Raw genomic sequence first — 18,065 nt, 5'->3', positions numbered from 1 at the left:
CGCCACGCCCGCATCCCGCTGGCGCCGCCCCCTTACCATCGGCGCGTGCAGTTGATCGGGACCGGCCGCGAAGCAGACGTCTACGCCATCGGCGACGGGCGCGTCCTGCGCCGCTACCGCGAAGGCGGCGATGTCGCCCGCGAGATGAGTGTGATGAAATACGTTGCCGCACAAGGGTTTCCTGTGCCCGAGGTGTTCTCAGGCGACGGCCCCGATCTCATCATGCAACGCGTGGACGGGCCAACCATGCTGGCCGAACTGTTCGCCGGGCGGCTCGATCCCACGTGGTGCGGCGAAACCCTGGCCGACCTGCTCAACAAGCTGCACACCATTGCCGCTCTATCGTCGCCCGACCCCACCGATCGCGTGCTGCACCTCGACCTGCACCCAGACAACGTGATCCTCACCGCGGCCGGGCCAGTTGTCATCGACTGGCGCAACGGCACCGACGGGCCGCCCGGATTCGACAACGCCCTGACCGCTGTCACCATCGCCCAGGCCGTGCTGTCCGGGCTCGTGGACGGCGACCTGGCCGAGGCGGCCCGTGCCCTGCTGCGCGCCTTCCTTCTTGGCATCGACTCCCCTATCGACGCTCACGTGGGCCGTGCGATCACGATGCGCCGCAACAACAACACCATGACGGCGCATGAGACCGGCGTACTCGATCAAGTCCCGGAAATGCTCTTTTTGATGAGGCCGTAGCGAAGCGGAGGTCCAAATAGGCTTTTCTGCGCAGGTCACTGCGCGTAGGAAATCCTAGGACGCTAGTTTGAAAGGTAAAAGCATCCTCAATGCCGGCCGGGACGTCACCATCCCTAGCGATCCTAGGACGCTAGCCTATCGGGGAAACAGACTGGAAACGAGAGCTGCCTATCGTGGGCGCATGCTGATCAGACCCATGACTGTGGCTGACGCTGACGAGGTCCTGGCGATCTACCAGGCTGGCCTCGACACCGGCAACTCCAGCTTTGACACCACCGCTCCAGACTGGGCCGCCTTCGACGCTTCACGGCTAACCGGGCACCGGCTCGTCGCGGAAAAGGACGGCATTCTCGGCTGGGTGGCCGTGCGCCAGGTCTCCCCCAGGCTCGTCTACCGCGGTGTCGTTGAGCACAGCGTTTACGTTGCGCCCCAAGCACAAGGGCAAGGTGTCGGCAAAGCGCTGCTTTACGCGCTGATCGAGTCAACCGAGGCGGCAGGGATCTGGACCATCCAATCCGGAATCTTCCCGGAGAACAAGGCGAGCCTTGCCCTGCACGAAAGTTGCGGCTTTCGTGTCGTTGGTGTCCGCGAACGGATCGCCAATCACTTTGGCACCTGGCGCGACGACATCATGGTGGAACGGCGCAGCCCGCTCATCAACTGACGCGACTGTCCTTTCGGGACTGACGGCGTGCTCCGGCCGCCCGCGTCGTAGCGTGGCGCTTGACACGGTTGGGCGATTGCGGCCGCCTCGTCGCGCGCTGAGCGGTTGGCAGTGGCGCCTTGGCCCGCTTAGTCGCCGGAGTCGCTGTGTCACGGGCGGCCCGGGTTTCGGCGATGCGTTCGGCTTTGAGCTCCTGAGCTGTCGCCCTGGCCGCGGCGGCGAGGCGCCGGCTCACACGCGCTAGGGCGTCTTCGAAGACTTCTGCCTTGCCCCGGTCCATGGTGCCCTTGGCGAACGCTTTGCCGCGCCCGCCGGATCTGGTGACTCTGCTGGCCGACTGGCGCCGGTACAGCGTCGTGTATTTATCGCGGGCCCGCCGAACCCGCACGAGCAATGCCATGAGCTCGTCTTCGTCGAGCCCTGCCATCTGGTCGCGCTCGGTTTGCCGGACCAGTGCGCGTTCCGCCTCTGTCAGTGACACCAGCAACGCCTGCATAGGCTGATTATTCACCGCATCTGGGCAGCTGGCTGGGCGATCACGACGATCCGACTGTTACCTTGGTACTATGGTAACAGTCGAACGAGTCCAGACCGGGCTGCGGATAGAACGCAACACGCTGAAGGTGCTTAAAGCGCTCGCCGAATATCTCGACCTGTCCCTCGGCGATCTCGTTGAGGGCATCGCACTGCACGCCTTCGAAGGCAAAAGCCCTTTCAGCAAAGAGACTCTCGCCAAGATCGATCAGCTCAAGTCGGTCTACGGGCTCACGCTCACGGCCGCCAGCTCACACAAACTCAAGGAGTAATGATGGTCGCCCTCAGTGGCACCCTGACCGTGCCGTTGCCGGTGCGGCAAGCGTTCCGGCTCTTTACCCCACTTGGCGAGCAGGACTGGGTACCCCATTGGCATCCCGTCTTTCCCGGTGGGCGGCCTGAAGACGACACCGATCCCGGCACCGTGTTCGAAACGCGTAACCACGAGCGGCTCACGACATGGGTTGTCGTGGACCGTGAGGTGGGCAGGCGTGTTCGCTACGCGCGCGTGATCCCGCAAGTCAACGCGGGCACGGTAACCGTGACCCTCGATGAGGTCCACGATGGACACAGCCGCGTGACGGTTGACTACGACCTCACCGCTCTAAGCGACACCGGCGAACGCGAGCTGGCCGAATTCGCCAGCGGTTACCCCGCCTTCCTCCGATCGTGGGAAACAGCGATCGCCACCGCACTGGACCGCACCGCGCCCTAGCAGTGCCAGACGGTGGCGGCGTTGCCGTGCTGCCCGGCCAGGTCGCGGACCTCGTCGGCGACCGAATGAACGGTCAGCCCGGTCGTGTCCGGCAATGTGTCCAAGGTGAAGTAGCCGGTGGACCGCTCGACCTTCTGCCCAGCGGGATCGAGGCGGTAAGGGACGCGGGTTGGCGAGTAGGTCCACCCCCGGTCAATATCCGGCAGCATTTCCGCCGCGGCCCTGTAACCGCGGGCCAGATGATAGGTGGCGTACTGCACCGGTTCGCCGGGCACCACGACTTGCAGCACAATCAGTGAGTCGCGAATGGACAGCGGCATGACCTGCGCTCCCTGTGGCAGCCCGCCAGGCATGAAGACGGCACTGCCGCCCTTGTGCCAGACTTCCAGCCTGCCTGGGATCGTGGAGTCGCCTTCGTAGTTCACCCCGACCGCGGTGCTGTGCTCGTCGAGATCGATGACAGTGCTGTGCTGGTTTCCCTGATTGACGCTGCCAAGCAGGATCGGGCCATCGTGGCGGGTGCCCTCGTAGAGGATGGCCGCCTTTCCCTTCATATGCCCAACAGCGCGCCCGATGTCGTTGATAGCCACAGCCTCGGCGAACGGCTTGAAGTAGCGGCTGTTGGCGAACACCCACGTGTAGGCACCGTTTTGCGCGACCAGGCTGCCAGACGCGCTCACGTCACGCACTTCGACCTGAGAACCGGAAATCGTTAGCAGCTGCGGCTTTCCCTGGTTCCACAGCACGGCCTGCTGCTTGCCGGACGCGTCGGTGACGATGCCGCCCACGACTTTGCCGGACGGGTCGATGCGCTGTGCGGTGCTGGAAACCCAGGAACCGGGCGGGAGGGCCAGTTTGGTGACGCCGCACCGGCCGAGAAGGGCCGGCGAAGGGGAAGCGGACGGATCGGTTATCCCTAACGATTGCGGCACTGGGGACGGAAAGTTCATCAGCACGGTCGTCACGATCCCGGCCGCGCACAACGTCGCGACAACGGCGATCACGAGCCGCCGGCGCCTGAGCTTTCCCTCTTTCCACGCTTGCGTCGTGACCTGATAGACCCGTGCCGCATCAGCCTGGACTGCTAGCACTGACGTGAGTTCAGCCAACCGGATCTTCTCGGTGGCCGCCTGAAGGAGCCGCTGCGCCTTGGCTTCCCGCCAGCCAAACAGCTCAGCGACCTCTGCCGTAGGCATGCCCTCGAAATGGTGGGCGACCACGGCCGCCCGGATTTCCTTGCTCCTGCTGGCGCCGCCGTGCAGCGCCTTAGGCCTAGGTTGCCCAAGCGACAGGTAGTCGCGGTACAACGGTTTGAGGACGGTGTAGTCCAGGCGCCCCACGTCGATCGAGCCGCGTTGCGCCGCTGCCTTGGCTAAGGCTTGCCACACCAGGCGTTCGGCGCGCGCGTGCTGTCCCGTGAGCAGATAGGCCACCTTGGACAGATGAGGCAGCCGTGCCCGGGTGTACTCGCGTAAGGGATCTTCGTCCACAGGCTGGATTATGCCCGCGGCGCCCGCTGCCGTGTGCCCGTGCGGACAGACCAAGCTATATGTGAGTCTTCCGGATCATACGGCCGTCGGATTAGTTACTGCGCATTGATTTGCCTCAACGGACCTCGCAAGGTGTAGCTGCCGTATCTAACGATGGAGGCCATGTGCGCAAAGCTTCGATGGCGATAGTCGCCCTCACCACCGCCGTAAGTTTGGGCTGGACAGCGCCTGCGGCGGCGGCCGATCCCCCGCCCAATCACGACGCCCTCGGCTACGCCGAACAGCGTGGCATCAGTGTGAAAGAGGCGGAGCTGCGCCTGCATCGCCATTCGCTGGCTCCCGATCTGGAAGAGCGCCTGGAAACCGATCTCGGTGCCGACTTCGGCGGCGTGTGGATGGACGCGGAAACGGACCGGGTCAAGGTCGGTGTCGTCAAAACGGTTAGCGCACAACACAAAGCGATCGTTGAGCGGGCCGCGCAGGCGATCGGGCTCAGTGGCTATGACTACGCTGTGGTCGCCCGGCCGTGGTCGATGTTGCTGAACCACAACGCCTGGCTGGCCCGCGAAATCGTGCGGGTCAACCAGGGCGCTGCGGTCTATTTGTCGGCGGGGATCCGCACCGACCTCAATCGCGTCGCTTTCGGCGTACCCACCGAAAACCTGACCCCGGCGCAGCAGGCGCTGGTCAAGCAAGCCCGGGCTTCCCTTGGCGATGCTCTGGTGCAGACGGCGCCGCGGCGCTTCAAGTCCTACATTTGCGTGGCACCTTACTGCGACTGGCCCTTGCGCGGCGGCGTGAAAATCAACTACCCGGGCACGTGGTGCAGCAGTGCTTTCATGACACAGTCCAAAGTGGACACCAAGAAGTACCTGATGACCGCAGGCCACTGCATCACCGGCTGGACTGCCAACTGGAGCACCAAGGACACCGACGGCGTATCCAAGGACATCGGCCGAACGTGGAGCGGATATGTCGACACCTACATCGGCGACATGGCCATCATCCGCGTCAACGACCCGGTCGACTGGCAACCGCAGGCGTGGATCCAAGTGCCTTGGGGCCCATACGTTTACCCGAACGCCAACTACACCATCCGGGCCGACAAACGCAGCGTGCTGGGCATGCGCATTTGCGCCCAGGGCGCTGCGAGCAAGATAACGACGTGCGGTGAGGTGGAAGAGCTGGGGCTGACGGCCAATGTCGACGGGCTCACCATGACAAACCTGGGTTACGCCACGGCTTGCGGCCAGCCCGGCGACAGCGGCGGCCCGATGTTCGCTAGCCACAACGCTTACGGCATCCTGATCGGCGGTGTGGAAGGCGAATGTGAGGTTATCTATCAAGGCGTGCGGGCGGTGGAATCCACGCTCAACGTGAACGTGCTGCACACGGGCGCCTGAACACCAGTTATCTCCCTGGAAACTCCGGCATAAAGGGAGCCGGCCGGTGCAGCGAGTGGAAGGCCCGCTCGGCGGCCATGGCACACACGGCATCCCAAAGCTGGGCAGCGGCGGCACCTTTGGGTGCCGCCGACAGCACCGGGCCAGCCAGGGCCATGGCTGTCTGTCCCGTGAGCACCATCGTTGGCGTAATAGGTGTTTGCCCGAGGGCCGAAGCCGCCGCCTGCATTGACTTCTGAATCTGTTCGTCCCAGACCGGATCATCCAATGCGGACACTAACCGCTCGGGCACCTCATGTTGCCGGGCGAGCTCGCTGATGAGCCTGGGCTCTGGTGGCGCCGGCGGGCCGGGCGCGAAGACACGCTGCCCCAAGCGAAGTAGAGCCGCTCGATCAGGGCGGTGTCGCCGTCGTGGCGCAGGGCCTCGAAGAGGCGAAGCAGCCGCAGGGACTGGCGTGAGGCTTGCAGGGCGATCGCGGCGATTTCTGGCGGCATGCCAGCCGGAGCGTGGTCGCCGTCGCGTAGCAGCAAGCTAAACGACCGCCAGTTCACCTCGATGTCGCGGACCTCGCGGACCTCGGTCAGCCAGTGCGCGGCGACCCAGCTCCACGGACAGGACGGATCAACGTAAACGTCAAGCAGCACAGCACACCTCAATCGTCAGAGCATCGGTATGTTCGTCATATCAGAACTATCATGAACAGACTGCTACGCTGCCAGCGTGGCTGTCAAGAGGGAAGGCCCGACCCACCGCCAGCGGCAGGCAATGGCGACGCGGGAGCAGATCGCCAGCGCTGCCCGCACCTTGTTCGCCGAGCGCGGCTACGCGGCCACGACGATCGCGGGGATCTCCGAAGCGGCCGATATCCCCGTCCAAACCATCTACTCCGCCTTGGGAAGTAAAGCGGCGATCCTTGCCGAGATAACCCGCATGTGGATGGCCGAGTCCCAGACACCGCAGCTGGCGGCCGACGCCCTATCGGAGCCGGATCCCCAGGAGCGGTTGCGCATGACCGCTCATATGCAGCGCCGCCAATACGACGTTGGCAATGACGTCATCGCGATCTATCAGGACGCGGCCCGCACCGACTCACAGATGGCCGAGGTGCAGCGCCAAGTTCTCGCCAGCCGCGACCGCGAAGTCGCCAAGCTGATTGATTCGCTTGTCCCCCACCTGGCCCCGGGCCTGACCCGTGATCAGGCGATGGACCGCTTTCTCACCTGCACCCTGGTCGAGATCTACCGCACGCTCATCCACGAACGTGGCTGGACGGCAGACGACTACGAGCAGTGGCTCACCGATTTGCTTATCAGCCAGCTCCTTTGACCACGATCGTGGCGCCGGCTCAGCGCCATCTTCCTCCCACGACGCTGACCCGTTATCGTGCTGACGATGCTGGCTGTGGTGATGCTGTTGCTGGGGCTGGCGGTGGGCTCCTTCCTCAACGTGGTCATCCACCGGGTGCCCAGTGGCGGGTCGTTGCTGCGGCCGCCGTCGCGCTGCCCGGTGTGCGAAAACCCGATCCGGCACCGGCATAACATCCCCGTCATCGGCTGGCTGGTCCTGCGCGGCCGGTGCGCTGACTGCGGCACCGGCATCAGCGTGCGCTATCCCGTCGTGGAAGCCGCCACAGCCGTGCTGTTTCTAGGCGTCACCGTTCAGCTGAGCCGCATGGATTTGCTGCCGGGGTTGCCGGCTTACCTGTTCTTCACCGCCGCGGGGGTCGCGCTCGCGGTCATAGACATTGACCATCGCCGTCTGCCCGATGCGATTGTCTTGCCGTCCTATCCGGTGCTGGCCGTCCTGCTGGCCATCGCTTCGGCGATCAGTGGCGACTGGTGGGCCCTGGGGCGGGCCGGGATCGGTGCCGCCGCACTGTTTCTTTTCTTCCTCCTGCTCGCCCTGATTCACCCCGCTGGCATGGGCTTTGGCGATGTCAAGCTGGCTGGGCTCATCGGCGGCGTCCTGGCCTACATTTCGTGGACAGCACTCATCGTTGGCGGGTTCGCCGGGTTCGTCTTCGGTGCCGTCGCGGGCGCGGCGCTCATGGCAGCCCGCCGGACCGGGCGCAAAACGGCTATTCCCTTCGGCCCCTTCATGATTGGCGGAGCTTTGTTCGCCCTGCCAACGGCCGGGGCCGTCGCGTCGCTCTATCTTGGACTGTTGCCTTAGCCTCGCAGCACACTCCAGCTGTAGACGGTCACCTCACGTGCGCCGGCGGCCGGAATGCCACTCGGATCCACGAGAGCGACCTTGACACTTAGCCGTTTCAGCCCGGCGCCCACCGTGCAGCTATTGGCACCCGGGCAGATGTAGACGTTGAGGTAGATAACGCTGCGCATGCCCGCGCCGTTGGTCTCGTCGGGCACTTCGATGACCGGGCCAGACAGGTCAGCACTGCCGGTCGGTGCCAGCAGCAGCGTCCGGGCGATGATGCCGTAGCGGAAGACCTGGCCTGTCAGGTTATTCAGCGAGATGTCAAAAGCGGCCCGCGGCGCATAGGTCGTGCCCTGGATGTAGACCGCGCTATTAGGAGAGTTGTCCGACTTGATGACCGCACAGCCGGTCGACGGATAGGGCGTGGCGGTGACGCAACCGCTCTGCGCCGGCACCGAACCAACGGCCGTCTTGAGGCCGTAGACCGCGATCGGCGGGCTGGTCGTTGAGTACGTGCCGCAGATTTCGACTTCAGCGGCCTTGATCCGTACGCGGCTCTGTCCACCGAAGACAAACTGGACCCCAGCATTAGGTCCTGGCCGCACCCAGCCGCCCGGAGGAATGGGGTTGGGCGGGATCGGGCTCTGGCAGGCGCCCGGGATCGACGGTGCCGTGCCAGCCACGAGCGGTGAGGTGGGGGTGCCGGCGACGAGATATCCCGTGTCGATGAGCCACTCGCCACTGCCGGGGAAGTTGAAGTAGTAGGTGCCCGGCAGGAAGTGGAAGATGCTGTCGCGGCAGCCGCTGCTGCGCATCATGTTGTTCAGTCCCACCAGATCGGTGTAAAGCCCGGGGCTGAACGTGACGAGCTTGTTGGCCCCGCTGCAAGGCGGCACGGTCCTCGGCGTGGCCGGTGCGGTTGGGGCCGCGTAGTTCGGGTCCACACTGCGCGGGTCGGGGCCTGAGCCGAGGCCGCACTGCGGGGCGGGGGTGCTGGTGATGGTGCCGCTGCACGTCCCCCTGGCCCGCACGGCGGTGTTGGTGACGAGGCTGCCTTGCACCACGTTGATAGTGCTATTGGAATAGATATCACCGTGTACGCGCAGCGTTCGCCCACCGGCCACATCGAGCCGGATGCCGTTCTCACTGGAACCCAGTGGTGACATGGTGAGGATGGCGCTGCCGGGCCTGTTCGCGGGAGTGATCGCCAGACCGTATTCGGTCGCGCTATGTGTCACATCCGGTTCGCACGTCACGACCGCCGCGATCGGGTTAGCTCCGGCCGGCTGGAAGTTGGGTACCGCGAAATCCGGTGCCGTGCCAAAGCAGTTCCCGCCGGCGTAGCTGTAATCGCCGTTGCGGAGCTGGTTGATCGCCAGCTTCGCCGCGCCGTCAGCCGCGGCGGCGTTGATCGCCTGCTGCCGCACCGCCATCGTGGTGCGCATGCTGGCATCCGCGAACGTGAGGATGGCGCCGAGGGCGACCGCGCCCACGACGACGAAGATGAGGGCGAGCACGAGTGAGGTTCCGCTGTCGCGGCCACCCTGCCTGAGTCGCGATACTGCCCTGGAGATCATGTCTGCCTCCGCTGAGCGGTGAGAGTGACGGCTAACGCCGCGCCGGTGTTGCCGGGATCTTTGATGTTCAGCTGGAGCGACACAGTTTGTGGAAGGGGCACCGTGGTGCAGTCAGCGGGCGTGGGACAGCCCGGCGGCGACAGTACACCGTCAACGTTGTGTGCCAGCACCACATCGGATTGCACGACACCATCGGCACACGTGATGCGGTGCAGTTGCTGTTCCAGGCCGTCGGTGCTCGGCATGACCACATAGGACGCGGCGATCACGACGGGATTGGCCGCGGCACTTCTTGGGTCGTCCCAGGCGAAGCGCACCAAGGCATTCGGGGTCCCCGTCGCGCCGCATGGGTACAAGCCACTGTTGAAGGGTGCGTTCAGTTCGATCGACTGCCGCAGGCGGTAGGGCGAGGTGCTCCAGTCCCGCACACCGATGGCTTGCACGTCCTGAGTGAAGTAGGCCGCCGTGATCTGCACGTCGTGCGACTCGTCCATGCGCCTGGTGGTGTCATCGGTGTTGCGCAGAAAGGCGATCAGCGCGGCGCTTAGCGGAGCGATGATGATGCCCAGAATCACCACGGAGACAAGGACTTCGATGAGGGTCACACCACGGTCGTCGCGCTTTAGCTGCATGCCGCGTCCAGGGGATAGTCGATGCTGGACCGGCATGGCTTGCGGATGACGACAACAAGCGTTTCACTGACCCGGTTGTCACTGCTGTCTATCCGCAGCAGCAACTGCTGGACTCCTTTGTCTGCCGTGCAGCTGGCGCCGAAGGTGGTGCCGTCCCAGTACTTCACGGGTGTGGGCGTGGGCCGGGTGAAGGAACTGGGAAGCGTGTAGTAGGAGTCATAGGTTCCGGCAGGCGCACAGGGCACGTAGCCCGACGGCGTTGCCATTACCGCCTTTTCAACCGCTTCGGCGAAGTCGCGAATGTACGCACCGGCTTGCGCCTGCTTTCGGTGAACGTCTGACATCCGGATGCTCACCGCGATGCCGCCGGTGACCGCCACGACAGCGATGCCCATGACAGCGACCGCCATCAGCAACTCGAGGAGGGTGTCGCCACGCTCGGCGCTCCGTCGTTTCGCCATTAGATTTCCACCTGCGAGAACACGCCATACATGGCGCGCACCAAGGCGATGGCGACGAACCCGACGACGCCTCCCATGACCAGAATCACGGCTGGCTCGAACAGGGCGGTGAGCTTCTTGAGCCGGTAGTCGAGCTCGCCTTCGTAGTATCTGGCGGTCACTTCCAGTTGTGTCTCAAGGGTTCCGGTCTCCTCGCCGACGCGGATCATCCGGGCGGCGGTGGGCGGAAAGACAGCTGTGCGGGCCAACGGCCCGGCGAGCCCTTCGCCCCGGAGCATCGCCTCGCCGACGTCGTCGAGCGCCTGCATATAGACCCGGTTGCGCAGCGACTCCTTGGCGACCCGCAGCGCTTCTGGCAGCGCGACCCCGGCACCGGCCATAGACGACAGCACCCGGCAGAACCGCTCGATCAGGGCATAGCGAATGGTCAGCCCGATCATCGGTATCCGCAGCACGACGCGGTCGCGCAGACGCCGGCCGGGATTCGTTCTCAGGATCGCGAACACGAGTGCCCACAACGCCACCGCAGCGGCGATCAGCGCCCACCACCACCGCGTGACGAAGCGGCCGGTTTCGAGCAGGAAACGGGTTTCCCACGGCAGTTCGGCGTCTAGGCCCTCGAAGAAGACTTCGAATCTGGGCAGCACGAAACCGGTGAGGATGACGACGGTTACCACCGACATCACCGCGATGACGGCCGGATAGATCAGCGCCGACTTAATCTTGCGGCGTGCTTCGATATCGCGTTCGAGGTAGCGGGCGAGCTGGTCCAGCACCGTGTCCAGGCGCCCGGTGAGCTCAGCGGAGCGCAGAATCCCGCGGTAGAACTCCGGGAAGATCTTCGGGTGCCGGTTGAAACAGTCCGAGAGCTTCTCGCCCCGGCGCAGGCCTTCCTCGACATCGGACATCATCCGGCGTACCGAGGTGTTCTTCGCTTCGGTGCCAAGGATGTGCACCGCCTCGATGAGCGGCAAACCCGCCCGCACGAACGCGCCAAGCTGCCGCGAAAGATGCATGACCTCTTCGCGCTTGACCCGTGCCGGAGTGATTTCGGCCTGCAGGAAGCTCTTCTTATCGTTGAGCTGAATGATGCGCAGCCCGCGGCTGTTGAGTTCGGCCTCGGCCGCGGCACGGTTAGCCGCGCTGTGGGTGCCCGCGGCCTTGCGGCCATCGGCTTCTACAGCCACATAACTGAACTTGGCCATCAGCTCCCCATTACATAGATAGAGCGGAGCACTTCGCTCAACGTCGTCACTCCGGTTTGGACTAGCCGTGCGGCCTCATCGTTTAGCGTCCGCAGTCCTTCGGCCTGTGCCGCCTTGCGGACTTCGTCATGTGAGGCGCGGTCCAGGATGAGATCGCGGATCCGGTCGGTCACCGGCATCATCTCGTAGACACCGATGCGCTCGAGATAGCCGGTGCGGGCGCAGAAGTTGCACCCGTGACCGCGTTCAAACCCGCCCAGCGGTGCTTGTCCCCCAAGGGTTTGCAGAAACGCCAGCTCTTCGGGCGACGGTTGGTAGGGCTCCCGGCAATGCTGGCAGATCCGCCGGACCAGCCGCTGCGAAATGACCGCGGTAACCGAAGACGCGATCAGGAAACTTTCGATTCCCATGCCGCCCAGCCGTTGCAAGGCCGCGGGCGCATCGGTGGCGTGTAGTGAAGACAGGACGAAGTGGCCGGTGAGCGCCGCCTGCACCGCGATCCGCGCGGTCTCGATGTCGCGGATCTCCCCCACCAAGATGACATCGGGGTCCTGGCGCAGGATCGAGCGCAGGCCACCGGCGAAACTGATGCCGGCCGCCTCATTGATCTGGATCTGGTTAATCGACTCGACCCGGTACTCGACCGGGTCCTCAATGGTCATCACGTTGCGTTCCGGCGTGTTGATCTCAGCGAGTGAGCCGTAGAGGGTCGTGGTCTTGCCGCTTCCCGTTGGCCCCGCGCAAATCACCATGCCGTAGGGTGCGCGCAGCAAGGCCGTGTACCGCGACACCATGTCCTCGGGCATACCGAGCTGGCCGAGCAGATACATGCGGCGGCTCTTGTCCAGCAGACGCAGCACCACCTTCTCACCTTCGAGCACAGCGGTGGTGGAGACGCGAATGTCGACGCTGCGGCCCTCGATCTCCATGCTGATCTGGCCGTCCTGCGGGCGGCGGCGCTCGACGATGTTCATCCCGGCCAGGATCTTTAGCCGGCTGGCGATCACCGGTCCCATGACGACGGGCAGTTCGAGCACATCGTGAAGAGCGCCATCGATGCGGTAACGCACCCGGATCTGATCGGCGTGCGGTTCGATGTGGATGTCGGACGCGCGGTCCCGCAACGCCTGAGTGATGATCATGTGGACGACCCTGACCGCGGGCGCGTCGTCATCGCCGACGGCGGTGTCGGTGCGGCCAACGTCGATGCGCCGCTGGGAGTTTTGCGCCTCGAACACCCGCACCTGAGTGCTGATTCCGGTCAGGGCACGAAATGTCGTGCCCAGCGCCTGAACGATTTCCGAATAGGGCGCGACCCGGAAGACAACCGGCCGGCCGAGCGCTTCCCTTAGCGCGGCAAGGTTCGCCGCCGATGGCACGGCGATGGCGACCAGAACCCGTTCGCCATCAACGGCTACGGGGATGGCTTTGACCCGTCGTGCGGTGGTTTCGTCGAGCAGTCTGGCTGTGGCGGGGTCCAAAGTGACCTGACGCAGATCGAGAACCTCCATGCCGTATTGCGCGGCCACGACACGGGTGAGGTTGCGCTCATCGAGCAGCCCGGCGTTGACTAGGCGCTGGCCCAGCAGGGCTGGCTGCCCCAGCCGGTTGTCCGCAAGAGCCGACATCACCTGCTCGCGCGTTACCAGGCCCTGGTCGACCAGACGTTCGCCCAGCCTTGGACCGCCCGGCAGGATGCTCAGGTCGGCTGTCACCGGGGGCGCTGGCGCCTGCAACTCCTCGGCCGGGCTGGCTTCGCCGGTCTTGAAGAACTTCCGCAGGCTCATGCCGATGCACCCGCTGGCAACATGGGCCTGTTCTCGACTTCCTTCGGGTGAAGGCTATAGGCCACCGCGTCTTCGTACGTCACAGCGCCGGCGCGCAGCAGGATCGACAGCGACTTCTCGAAGGTCATCATGCCCTCCTGCTGACTGGTGAGCAGCACATTGCGCAACTGGTGGGTCTTGTTCTCCTTGATGAGGTTGCGCACCGCGGAGTTCGCCAGCAAAACCTCTACCGCCGGGACCAGTCCGCCGCCGGAGCGAGGCAAAAGCCGTTGGTACACAATGCCTGTCAGCGCGGCGGCGAGCTGGGTGCGGATCTGCTCCTGCTGCTCGGCCGGGAAGACGTCGATGATGCGGGCCAGGGCCTGTGCGGTGTCATTGGTGTGCAGTGACGCGAACACCAGATGGCCGGTTTCGGCGATCGTCAGGGCGAACCGGATCGAGTCCAGGTCACGCATTTCGCCGACCAGCAGCACGTCGGGATCGGCGCGCAAAGCCGAGCGCAGAGCATCAGGAAACGTTCTGGTGTCGACGCCCACTTCACGCTGGCTCACCATCGCCCGCTTGTGATCGTGCAGGTACTCGATGGGATCTTCGATCGTGATGATGTGACAGGCCCGCTCGCTGTTGATCTGATCGATCATCGCGGCGAGCGTCGTTGATTTGCCTGAGCCGGTCGGGCCCGTGACGAGCACCAGCCCTTGGTGCCGCCGGGCAAAGCCACCCAGAACCGGTGGCAGGCCAAGCTCATGAATCGTGCGGATGGCACGGGGAATCACGCGCACGGCCACGGCGATGCCACTGCGCTGGCGGAAAGCGTTGCAGCGCAAGCGAGCTAGGTCTCGCCACGTGATGGCGAAGTCGTGCTCCATGCGATCGTCCATTGCCGACCGTGGAAGCCCAGCGATCAGCTCACCGAGCAGTCCGTCGGTGTCGCTGTCGCGTAGCTCGCCGCTGCCGGGCACGGGCCGAAGCGTTCCGTGCACTCGCATCTGCGGATACGCACCGGGGGTGAGCAGCAGGTCAGTGCCGCCTGCCTGCCATACCTGTTCCAGGAGCGCATCAATGCGCGGACCCACGTTAGGCCAGCCTCTCCATCACTGCTTCGTGGTACCGAAATCCTTTGGGCGAACGGCAAACCGCTTGCCGTTCGCCCAGAAGGCGGATCAACAGCCGACGGACGCGACGGTGCCGAGGTTGTCGGAAATGGTGATGGTGTAGTCCGGGGAGGAAGGCTTCTCCCGCAGGTAGTTGCTGGGGCCGGTGGTCAGCAAGGCGAAACGGGCGTCGCTGTCCAAAGCAGACGGATAGTTTCCAGTCTTCGCCCGGTAGGCCTCAACCGCGACTTCGACTGCCTTCTTGTCGGACTTGCAGGCCGCTGTCGTGCCGCGGTCGCTGAAGGCGCCGACCGCGAAGACCACAATCCCGGTGAGGATACCGAGAATGACAATGACGATCAGCAGTTCGGTCAGCGTGAAGCCGCTGTCGTTCGAACGCAGATTCCGGAAACGCTGAGACACGTGTTCTCCTGTCGCGGACAGGCGGCATGAAGCCACCGACATTTGGAAGAGTCCCCCGCGCACCAGGGGTGAACTGAGCAAAATTCATCACGGCTGACGGGTTCTTGCGCCCATTCGCACCGCATCGGCGACGGTACGCCAACTGTGTTGGCTAACTCCAGCCCAACCACACGATTAGCGACCGTCCCAATCTGATCAGTTACCAGGGTGAGGCAAACGGTCACCCCTACAGTCAGAAAGCAGTCAGCCCTCACCTGGACTTTCACCAAGATGAGGGCTGTGCTTTGTGGACTTGACGTTGGACAATCCGGCGCTATCTCGGCGCCAGGGCGGCGAATACCTCAGGCCAGTTCGCCGGCAAATTGCCAAAGATGAATCGCTGGTACGCCGTCATCACTTCCGCGGCGGCCATGCTCACCCCGGCGTCGCCGGAGCCGACCGCCGCTATGCACTGGTCGAGACACTCCCAGTCTTCGCGGTCCTGCTCCTTGACACCGATCGTGGCGAACGCGGCTTGCACGGCGTCGTCTTCGAAGAACAAGTCGTTCCACGCCGTCGCCGCGCCCATCAGGTACATGAGCTGGGTGCTGGGCGTTAGCCGTTGTGCCGCAAGGGTTTCACTGTCGAAGGTGCGGTCTTCGTCCTCACCCACGATGTCCGACATCTCGACGGAGGAGTCAACGAGGTCGCGCCAGTAAGCGGCGTCGTGTGGGCCGTCGGTTTGCAGCATGTGCTCACTGGCGAATGCCGCCATGCGAGCCGGATCGTCGATGAGCGGGGAGACCGCTGTGTCCATGCTGTAGTCGAAACCGAAGAACCACCTGCGCCCGTCGACCGTCATGGATTCGATGCCGCCCACGTGGCCTACCCGCCCGGCGATCGGCTTGATGTCTACCATGACGCGCGAGCTTACCGTTCAGCCGGTCAGCGTCATTAACTTGCCTATCTATATATAGATACAATCAAATTGACTAGGTTACACTCCGCGCCATGAAGAAATGGATCCTGACAACGGTGGCGGCGGCGCTGTCCGTGCCCCTTGTGCCAGGGGCGCCGGCGATGGCGGCCTGCACCTGGAGCGCCACGCAATTGGCTGTCCCCAGTGGACACTCACGCGTGGTCGTCAGCGGGGCCGCACAGAACTCAGCGCTCATCGCCGGGCACGCCATCCGGACCGACGGAACCGGCAACAACGCGGTCGTTTGGCACGATGGGGTGCCGCAAGTCCTGCCGAACCCGGTCGCGGGCAGCGGCTCTAACCGGGCCGACGCCGTCAACGACAGCGGAGTGGTCGCCGGCGTGTGGCGCGGGCCGAACAATATGGACACCGCGTGGCGCTATCAGAACGGCACCTACCAGATGCTGCCGACGGTCGCTGGCAGCATCGTTTATACGAACCTGGCGATCAACAACCCCGGTGACATCATCGGGCAGGCCTACTGCTTGTTCTGCTCCCCCATAGGTGCGCTATGGCGGGCCGCGACACCGGGCCAGGTCACCACGCTCGGATCGGGCGTTTTCGCCGTCGGCATCGATGACACCGGCAGGTATGTCACCAACACCCGGGTCATCGTCAACGCCGACGGATCGCAGATCACGCTGCAGCGCGATGTATTCATGCGCGGGTTCAGCCGGGGCCGCATCCTCAGCGAGGACATCGACACTGACCGGATCGTGGAATGGAACGTCGCCGGCCAGATCACGCGCGAGTTCCCCGGCCAATACCCGCACGCGGTCAACACCGCGGGACTGATGGTGGCCTCCCCACCGAACAGCGTCTACATGTCCGTGCGCAACGGCAACTCGTGGCAGCAGCTGAGCCCACTGAACACGGGAACAGAGGACATCACCAACGGAAACGTGATCGTGGCCAACTACAACCATGACGGCAACGTCAACACCCCGTACGTCGGCGGCACCTACCGCCGCATCTGCACCTAAGCCAGGCAACGAGGGCGTGGCTTGGCGACAGCGTTGAGCCACGCCCTCGCCGTCAACGGCAAGCCGTGTACGTTCCCTTTAACGCGTTGCCGTTGATCAGGGGAAGTGAGCCGGTGAGAGCTGTCTTTATCGCTACCGTGGTGGCGTTCCTGGTTTCCCTCTTCGGGACGCCGTTAGCGATCCGGCTTTTCATCCGCCTCAAAGTGGCCCAGCCCATCCGCACCGAAGCGGCGGTCGGGCCGGTGCCGCAGCATCAGGGCAAGAAGGGCACCCCGCCCATGGGCGGTGTGGTGTTCATCGTCGCCACCATCATCGCCTATGTCGCCGGGCACTTCGCGCTGCTAAGCGTGCCGGAGCGGCAGATCGCGCAGATCCCCCCATCGATCACGGGCCTGGTGCTGCTGGGGCTGTTCGTCTTTTGTGGAGCGGTCGGCTGCATCGACGACCTGCTCAAGGTGCGCCGGCGTAACAGCGGTGGCCTGAGCAAGAGGGGCAAACTCATCGGGCAGTCGCTCGTCGGCGCGGTGTTCGGCGTGATCGCCCTCTACTTCCCCAGCACGAACGGGCAAACGGTCGGCTCGACCAAGATCTCGTTCATCAGGGACATCGACTGGCTCGACATCGGCAAGATCGGCGCAGTGGTCCTGTTCGTGCTCATCATCATCGCCACCAGCAACGCGGTGAACATCACCGACGGCTTAGACGGTCTGGCGACCGGGTCGAGCGTGATGGTGCTGTCGGCCTACAGCTTCATTGGCGCCTGGCAGTATCAGCACTGGTGCGGCGACCGGGGCTACACGTCCAACCCGGACGCGCTGATCCCCTATTGCTACCAGGTTCGCGATCCGCTGGAGATCTCCATGATCGCGGCCGCCGCGGCCGGGGCGTGTGTCGGCTTCCTGTGGTGGAACGCCTCACCCGCACGGATCATCATGGGTGATACCGGCGCGTTGGGCCTGGGTGGGCTCATCGGTGGCCTGGCCATCGCGACACGCACCGAGCTGTTGCTGCCGCTGATCGGCGGGCTATTCGCGATCCTCATGGGCTCGGTGATCCTGCAGATGATCTCGTACAAGACGACGGGCAAACGCATCTTCCTGATCTCGCCGATGCACCATCACTTCGAGATGAAGGGCTGGAGCGAGGTCAACATTGTCATCCGGTTCTGGATCATCGGCGGCATTTTCGTCGCGGCCGGCCTGGGTCTTTTCTACGCCGATTTCCTGCGTGTCATGGGGAACTAGCTCGAATTGTAGGATTTCTATATCTCTACGCGTCA

At 64.3% G+C, this 18,065-nt stretch carries 21 protein-coding genes; 9 read left to right on the top strand and 12 right to left on the bottom strand.

Annotated elements, in window-relative coordinates; translation table 11 throughout:
* Positions 1–45: 45 nt before the first annotated feature.
* Together A3E1_RS0128540 and A3E1_RS0128535 are read left to right on the top strand one after the other, a co-directional pair.
* Positions 46–702 (top strand): phosphotransferase, encoded by a 657-nt coding sequence (locus A3E1_RS0128540; RefSeq protein ID WP_020524218.1) that lies wholly within the window; start codon positions 46–48, stop codon positions 700–702.
* A 181-nt stretch (positions 703–883) separates the two neighbouring features.
* Positions 884–1,366, top strand: a complete 483-nt coding sequence (locus A3E1_RS0128535; protein WP_020524217.1) for a GNAT family N-acetyltransferase — start codon at positions 884–886, stop codon at positions 1,364–1,366.
* Here the strand turns inward: A3E1_RS0128535 and A3E1_RS0128530 are convergent.
* A complete protein-coding gene (locus tag A3E1_RS0128530; RefSeq protein WP_020524216.1) occupies positions 1,359–1,862 on the bottom strand; it encodes a hypothetical protein in 504 nt (167 codons plus the stop codon). The two genes, A3E1_RS0128535 and A3E1_RS0128530, sit on opposite strands and share 8 nt — an antisense overlap.
* A 70-nt stretch (positions 1,863–1,932) precedes the next feature.
* Here A3E1_RS0128530 and A3E1_RS0128525 point away from each other — a divergent pair, with 70 nt between their 5' ends.
* Positions 1,933–2,172 carry a hypothetical protein gene (locus A3E1_RS0128525; protein ID WP_020524215.1) on the top strand — a complete coding sequence of 80 codons (240 nt, stop codon included), beginning with the start codon at positions 1,933–1,935 and terminating at the stop codon, positions 2,170–2,172.
* Between the two features lie 2 nt (positions 2,173–2,174).
* Positions 2,175–2,615 (top strand): SRPBCC family protein, encoded by a 441-nt coding sequence (locus A3E1_RS0128520; RefSeq protein WP_211216012.1) that lies wholly within the window; start codon positions 2,175–2,177, stop codon positions 2,613–2,615.
* Here A3E1_RS0128520 and A3E1_RS45195 read toward each other — a convergent pair.
* Positions 2,612–4,105: an RNA polymerase sigma factor gene (locus tag A3E1_RS45195; RefSeq protein ID WP_020524213.1), complete on the bottom strand. Its 1,494-nt coding sequence runs from the start codon at positions 4,103–4,105 to the stop codon at positions 2,612–2,614. The genes A3E1_RS0128520 and A3E1_RS45195 overlap by 4 nt on opposite strands.
* Before the next feature lie 164 nt (positions 4,106–4,269).
* Here A3E1_RS45195 and A3E1_RS0128510 point away from each other — a divergent pair, with 164 nt between their 5' ends.
* Positions 4,270–5,508: a S1 family peptidase gene (locus tag A3E1_RS0128510; RefSeq protein WP_020524212.1), complete on the top strand. Its 1,239-nt coding sequence runs from the start codon at positions 4,270–4,272 to the stop codon at positions 5,506–5,508.
* Between the two features lie 7 nt (positions 5,509–5,515).
* Here the strand turns inward: A3E1_RS0128510 and A3E1_RS42555 are convergent, their stop codons facing one another.
* Together A3E1_RS42555 and A3E1_RS45190 are read right to left on the bottom strand one after the other, a co-directional pair.
* Positions 5,516–5,785, bottom strand: coding sequence for a mycothiol-dependent nitroreductase Rv2466c family protein (locus tag A3E1_RS42555; protein WP_020524211.1), 270 nt, complete (start codon positions 5,783–5,785; stop codon positions 5,516–5,518).
* A complete protein-coding gene (locus tag A3E1_RS45190; RefSeq protein ID WP_020524210.1) occupies positions 5,785–6,153 on the bottom strand; it encodes a DsbA family protein in 369 nt (122 codons plus the stop codon). The genes A3E1_RS42555 and A3E1_RS45190 overlap by 1 nt, the downstream gene beginning before the upstream one ends.
* A 76-nt stretch (positions 6,154–6,229) precedes the next feature.
* Here A3E1_RS45190 and A3E1_RS0128495 point away from each other — a divergent pair, with 76 nt between their 5' ends.
* Both A3E1_RS0128495 and A3E1_RS0128490 read left to right on the top strand, forming a co-directional pair.
* The gene (locus tag A3E1_RS0128495) at positions 6,230–6,835 is read left to right on the top strand and encodes a TetR/AcrR family transcriptional regulator (RefSeq protein ID WP_026208930.1); all 606 of its coding nucleotides are present in this window, start codon (positions 6,230–6,232) and stop codon (positions 6,833–6,835) included.
* 66 nt (positions 6,836–6,901) lie between these two features.
* Positions 6,902–7,681, top strand: coding sequence for a prepilin peptidase (locus A3E1_RS0128490; protein ID WP_157631792.1), 780 nt, complete (start codon positions 6,902–6,904; stop codon positions 7,679–7,681).
* Here A3E1_RS0128490 and A3E1_RS0128485 read toward each other — a convergent pair.
* The 8 genes from A3E1_RS0128485 to A3E1_RS45185 form a co-directional block, all read right to left on the bottom strand.
* Entirely contained in the window at positions 7,678–9,243 is a 1,566-nt protein-coding gene (locus A3E1_RS0128485; protein WP_040392108.1) for a hypothetical protein, read from the bottom strand. The two genes, A3E1_RS0128490 and A3E1_RS0128485, sit on opposite strands and share 4 nt — an antisense overlap.
* A complete protein-coding gene (locus A3E1_RS42545; protein ID WP_020524206.1) occupies positions 9,240–9,875 on the bottom strand; it encodes a PulJ/GspJ family protein in 636 nt (211 codons plus the stop codon). The genes A3E1_RS0128485 and A3E1_RS42545 overlap by 4 nt, the downstream gene beginning before the upstream one ends.
* On the bottom strand, positions 9,866–10,336 hold the full coding sequence (locus A3E1_RS42540; RefSeq protein ID WP_020524205.1) for a type IV pilus modification PilV family protein: 471 nt from the start codon (positions 10,334–10,336) through the stop codon (positions 9,866–9,868). The genes A3E1_RS42545 and A3E1_RS42540 overlap by 10 nt, the downstream gene beginning before the upstream one ends.
* On the bottom strand, positions 10,336–11,541 hold the full coding sequence (locus A3E1_RS0128470; RefSeq protein WP_020524204.1) for a type II secretion system F family protein: 1,206 nt from the start codon (positions 11,539–11,541) through the stop codon (positions 10,336–10,338). The genes A3E1_RS42540 and A3E1_RS0128470 overlap by 1 nt, the downstream gene beginning before the upstream one ends.
* Positions 11,541–13,328 carry a GspE/PulE family protein gene (locus A3E1_RS0128465; RefSeq protein WP_020524203.1) on the bottom strand — a complete coding sequence of 596 codons (1,788 nt, stop codon included), beginning with the start codon at positions 13,326–13,328 and terminating at the stop codon, positions 11,541–11,543. Before A3E1_RS0128465 ends, A3E1_RS0128470 begins: the two co-directional genes overlap by 1 nt.
* Positions 13,325–14,404, bottom strand: a complete 1,080-nt coding sequence (locus A3E1_RS0128460; RefSeq protein ID WP_020524202.1) for a type IV pilus twitching motility protein PilT — start codon at positions 14,402–14,404, stop codon at positions 13,325–13,327. Before A3E1_RS0128460 ends, A3E1_RS0128465 begins: the two co-directional genes overlap by 4 nt.
* Before the next feature lie 87 nt (positions 14,405–14,491).
* Entirely contained in the window at positions 14,492–14,845 is a 354-nt protein-coding gene (locus tag A3E1_RS0128455; RefSeq protein ID WP_020524201.1) for a type II secretion system protein, read from the bottom strand.
* A 313-nt stretch (positions 14,846–15,158) separates the two neighbouring features.
* On the bottom strand, positions 15,159–15,743 hold the full coding sequence (locus A3E1_RS45185; RefSeq protein ID WP_020524200.1) for a hypothetical protein: 585 nt from the start codon (positions 15,741–15,743) through the stop codon (positions 15,159–15,161).
* 92 nt (positions 15,744–15,835) lie between these two features.
* On the opposite strand from A3E1_RS45185, the gene A3E1_RS0128445 reads away from it, so the two are divergent.
* Positions 15,836–16,786 carry a hypothetical protein gene (locus A3E1_RS0128445; RefSeq protein ID WP_020524199.1) on the top strand — a complete coding sequence of 317 codons (951 nt, stop codon included), beginning with the start codon at positions 15,836–15,838 and terminating at the stop codon, positions 16,784–16,786.
* A 113-nt stretch (positions 16,787–16,899) separates the two neighbouring features.
* A complete protein-coding gene (gene mraY / locus A3E1_RS0128440) occupies positions 16,900–18,030 on the top strand; it encodes a phospho-N-acetylmuramoyl-pentapeptide-transferase (protein ID WP_026208926.1) in 1,131 nt (376 codons plus the stop codon).
* Positions 18,031–18,065 lie beyond the last annotated feature (35 nt).

This window comes from Catelliglobosispora koreensis DSM 44566 (assembly GCF_000379685.1).
GTDB classification, from domain to species: domain Bacteria; phylum Actinomycetota; class Actinomycetes; order Mycobacteriales; family Micromonosporaceae; genus Catelliglobosispora; species Catelliglobosispora koreensis.
The sequence above is the reverse complement of the archived record's forward strand: the minus strand, read 5'-3'. Positions and strand labels throughout refer to the sequence as shown.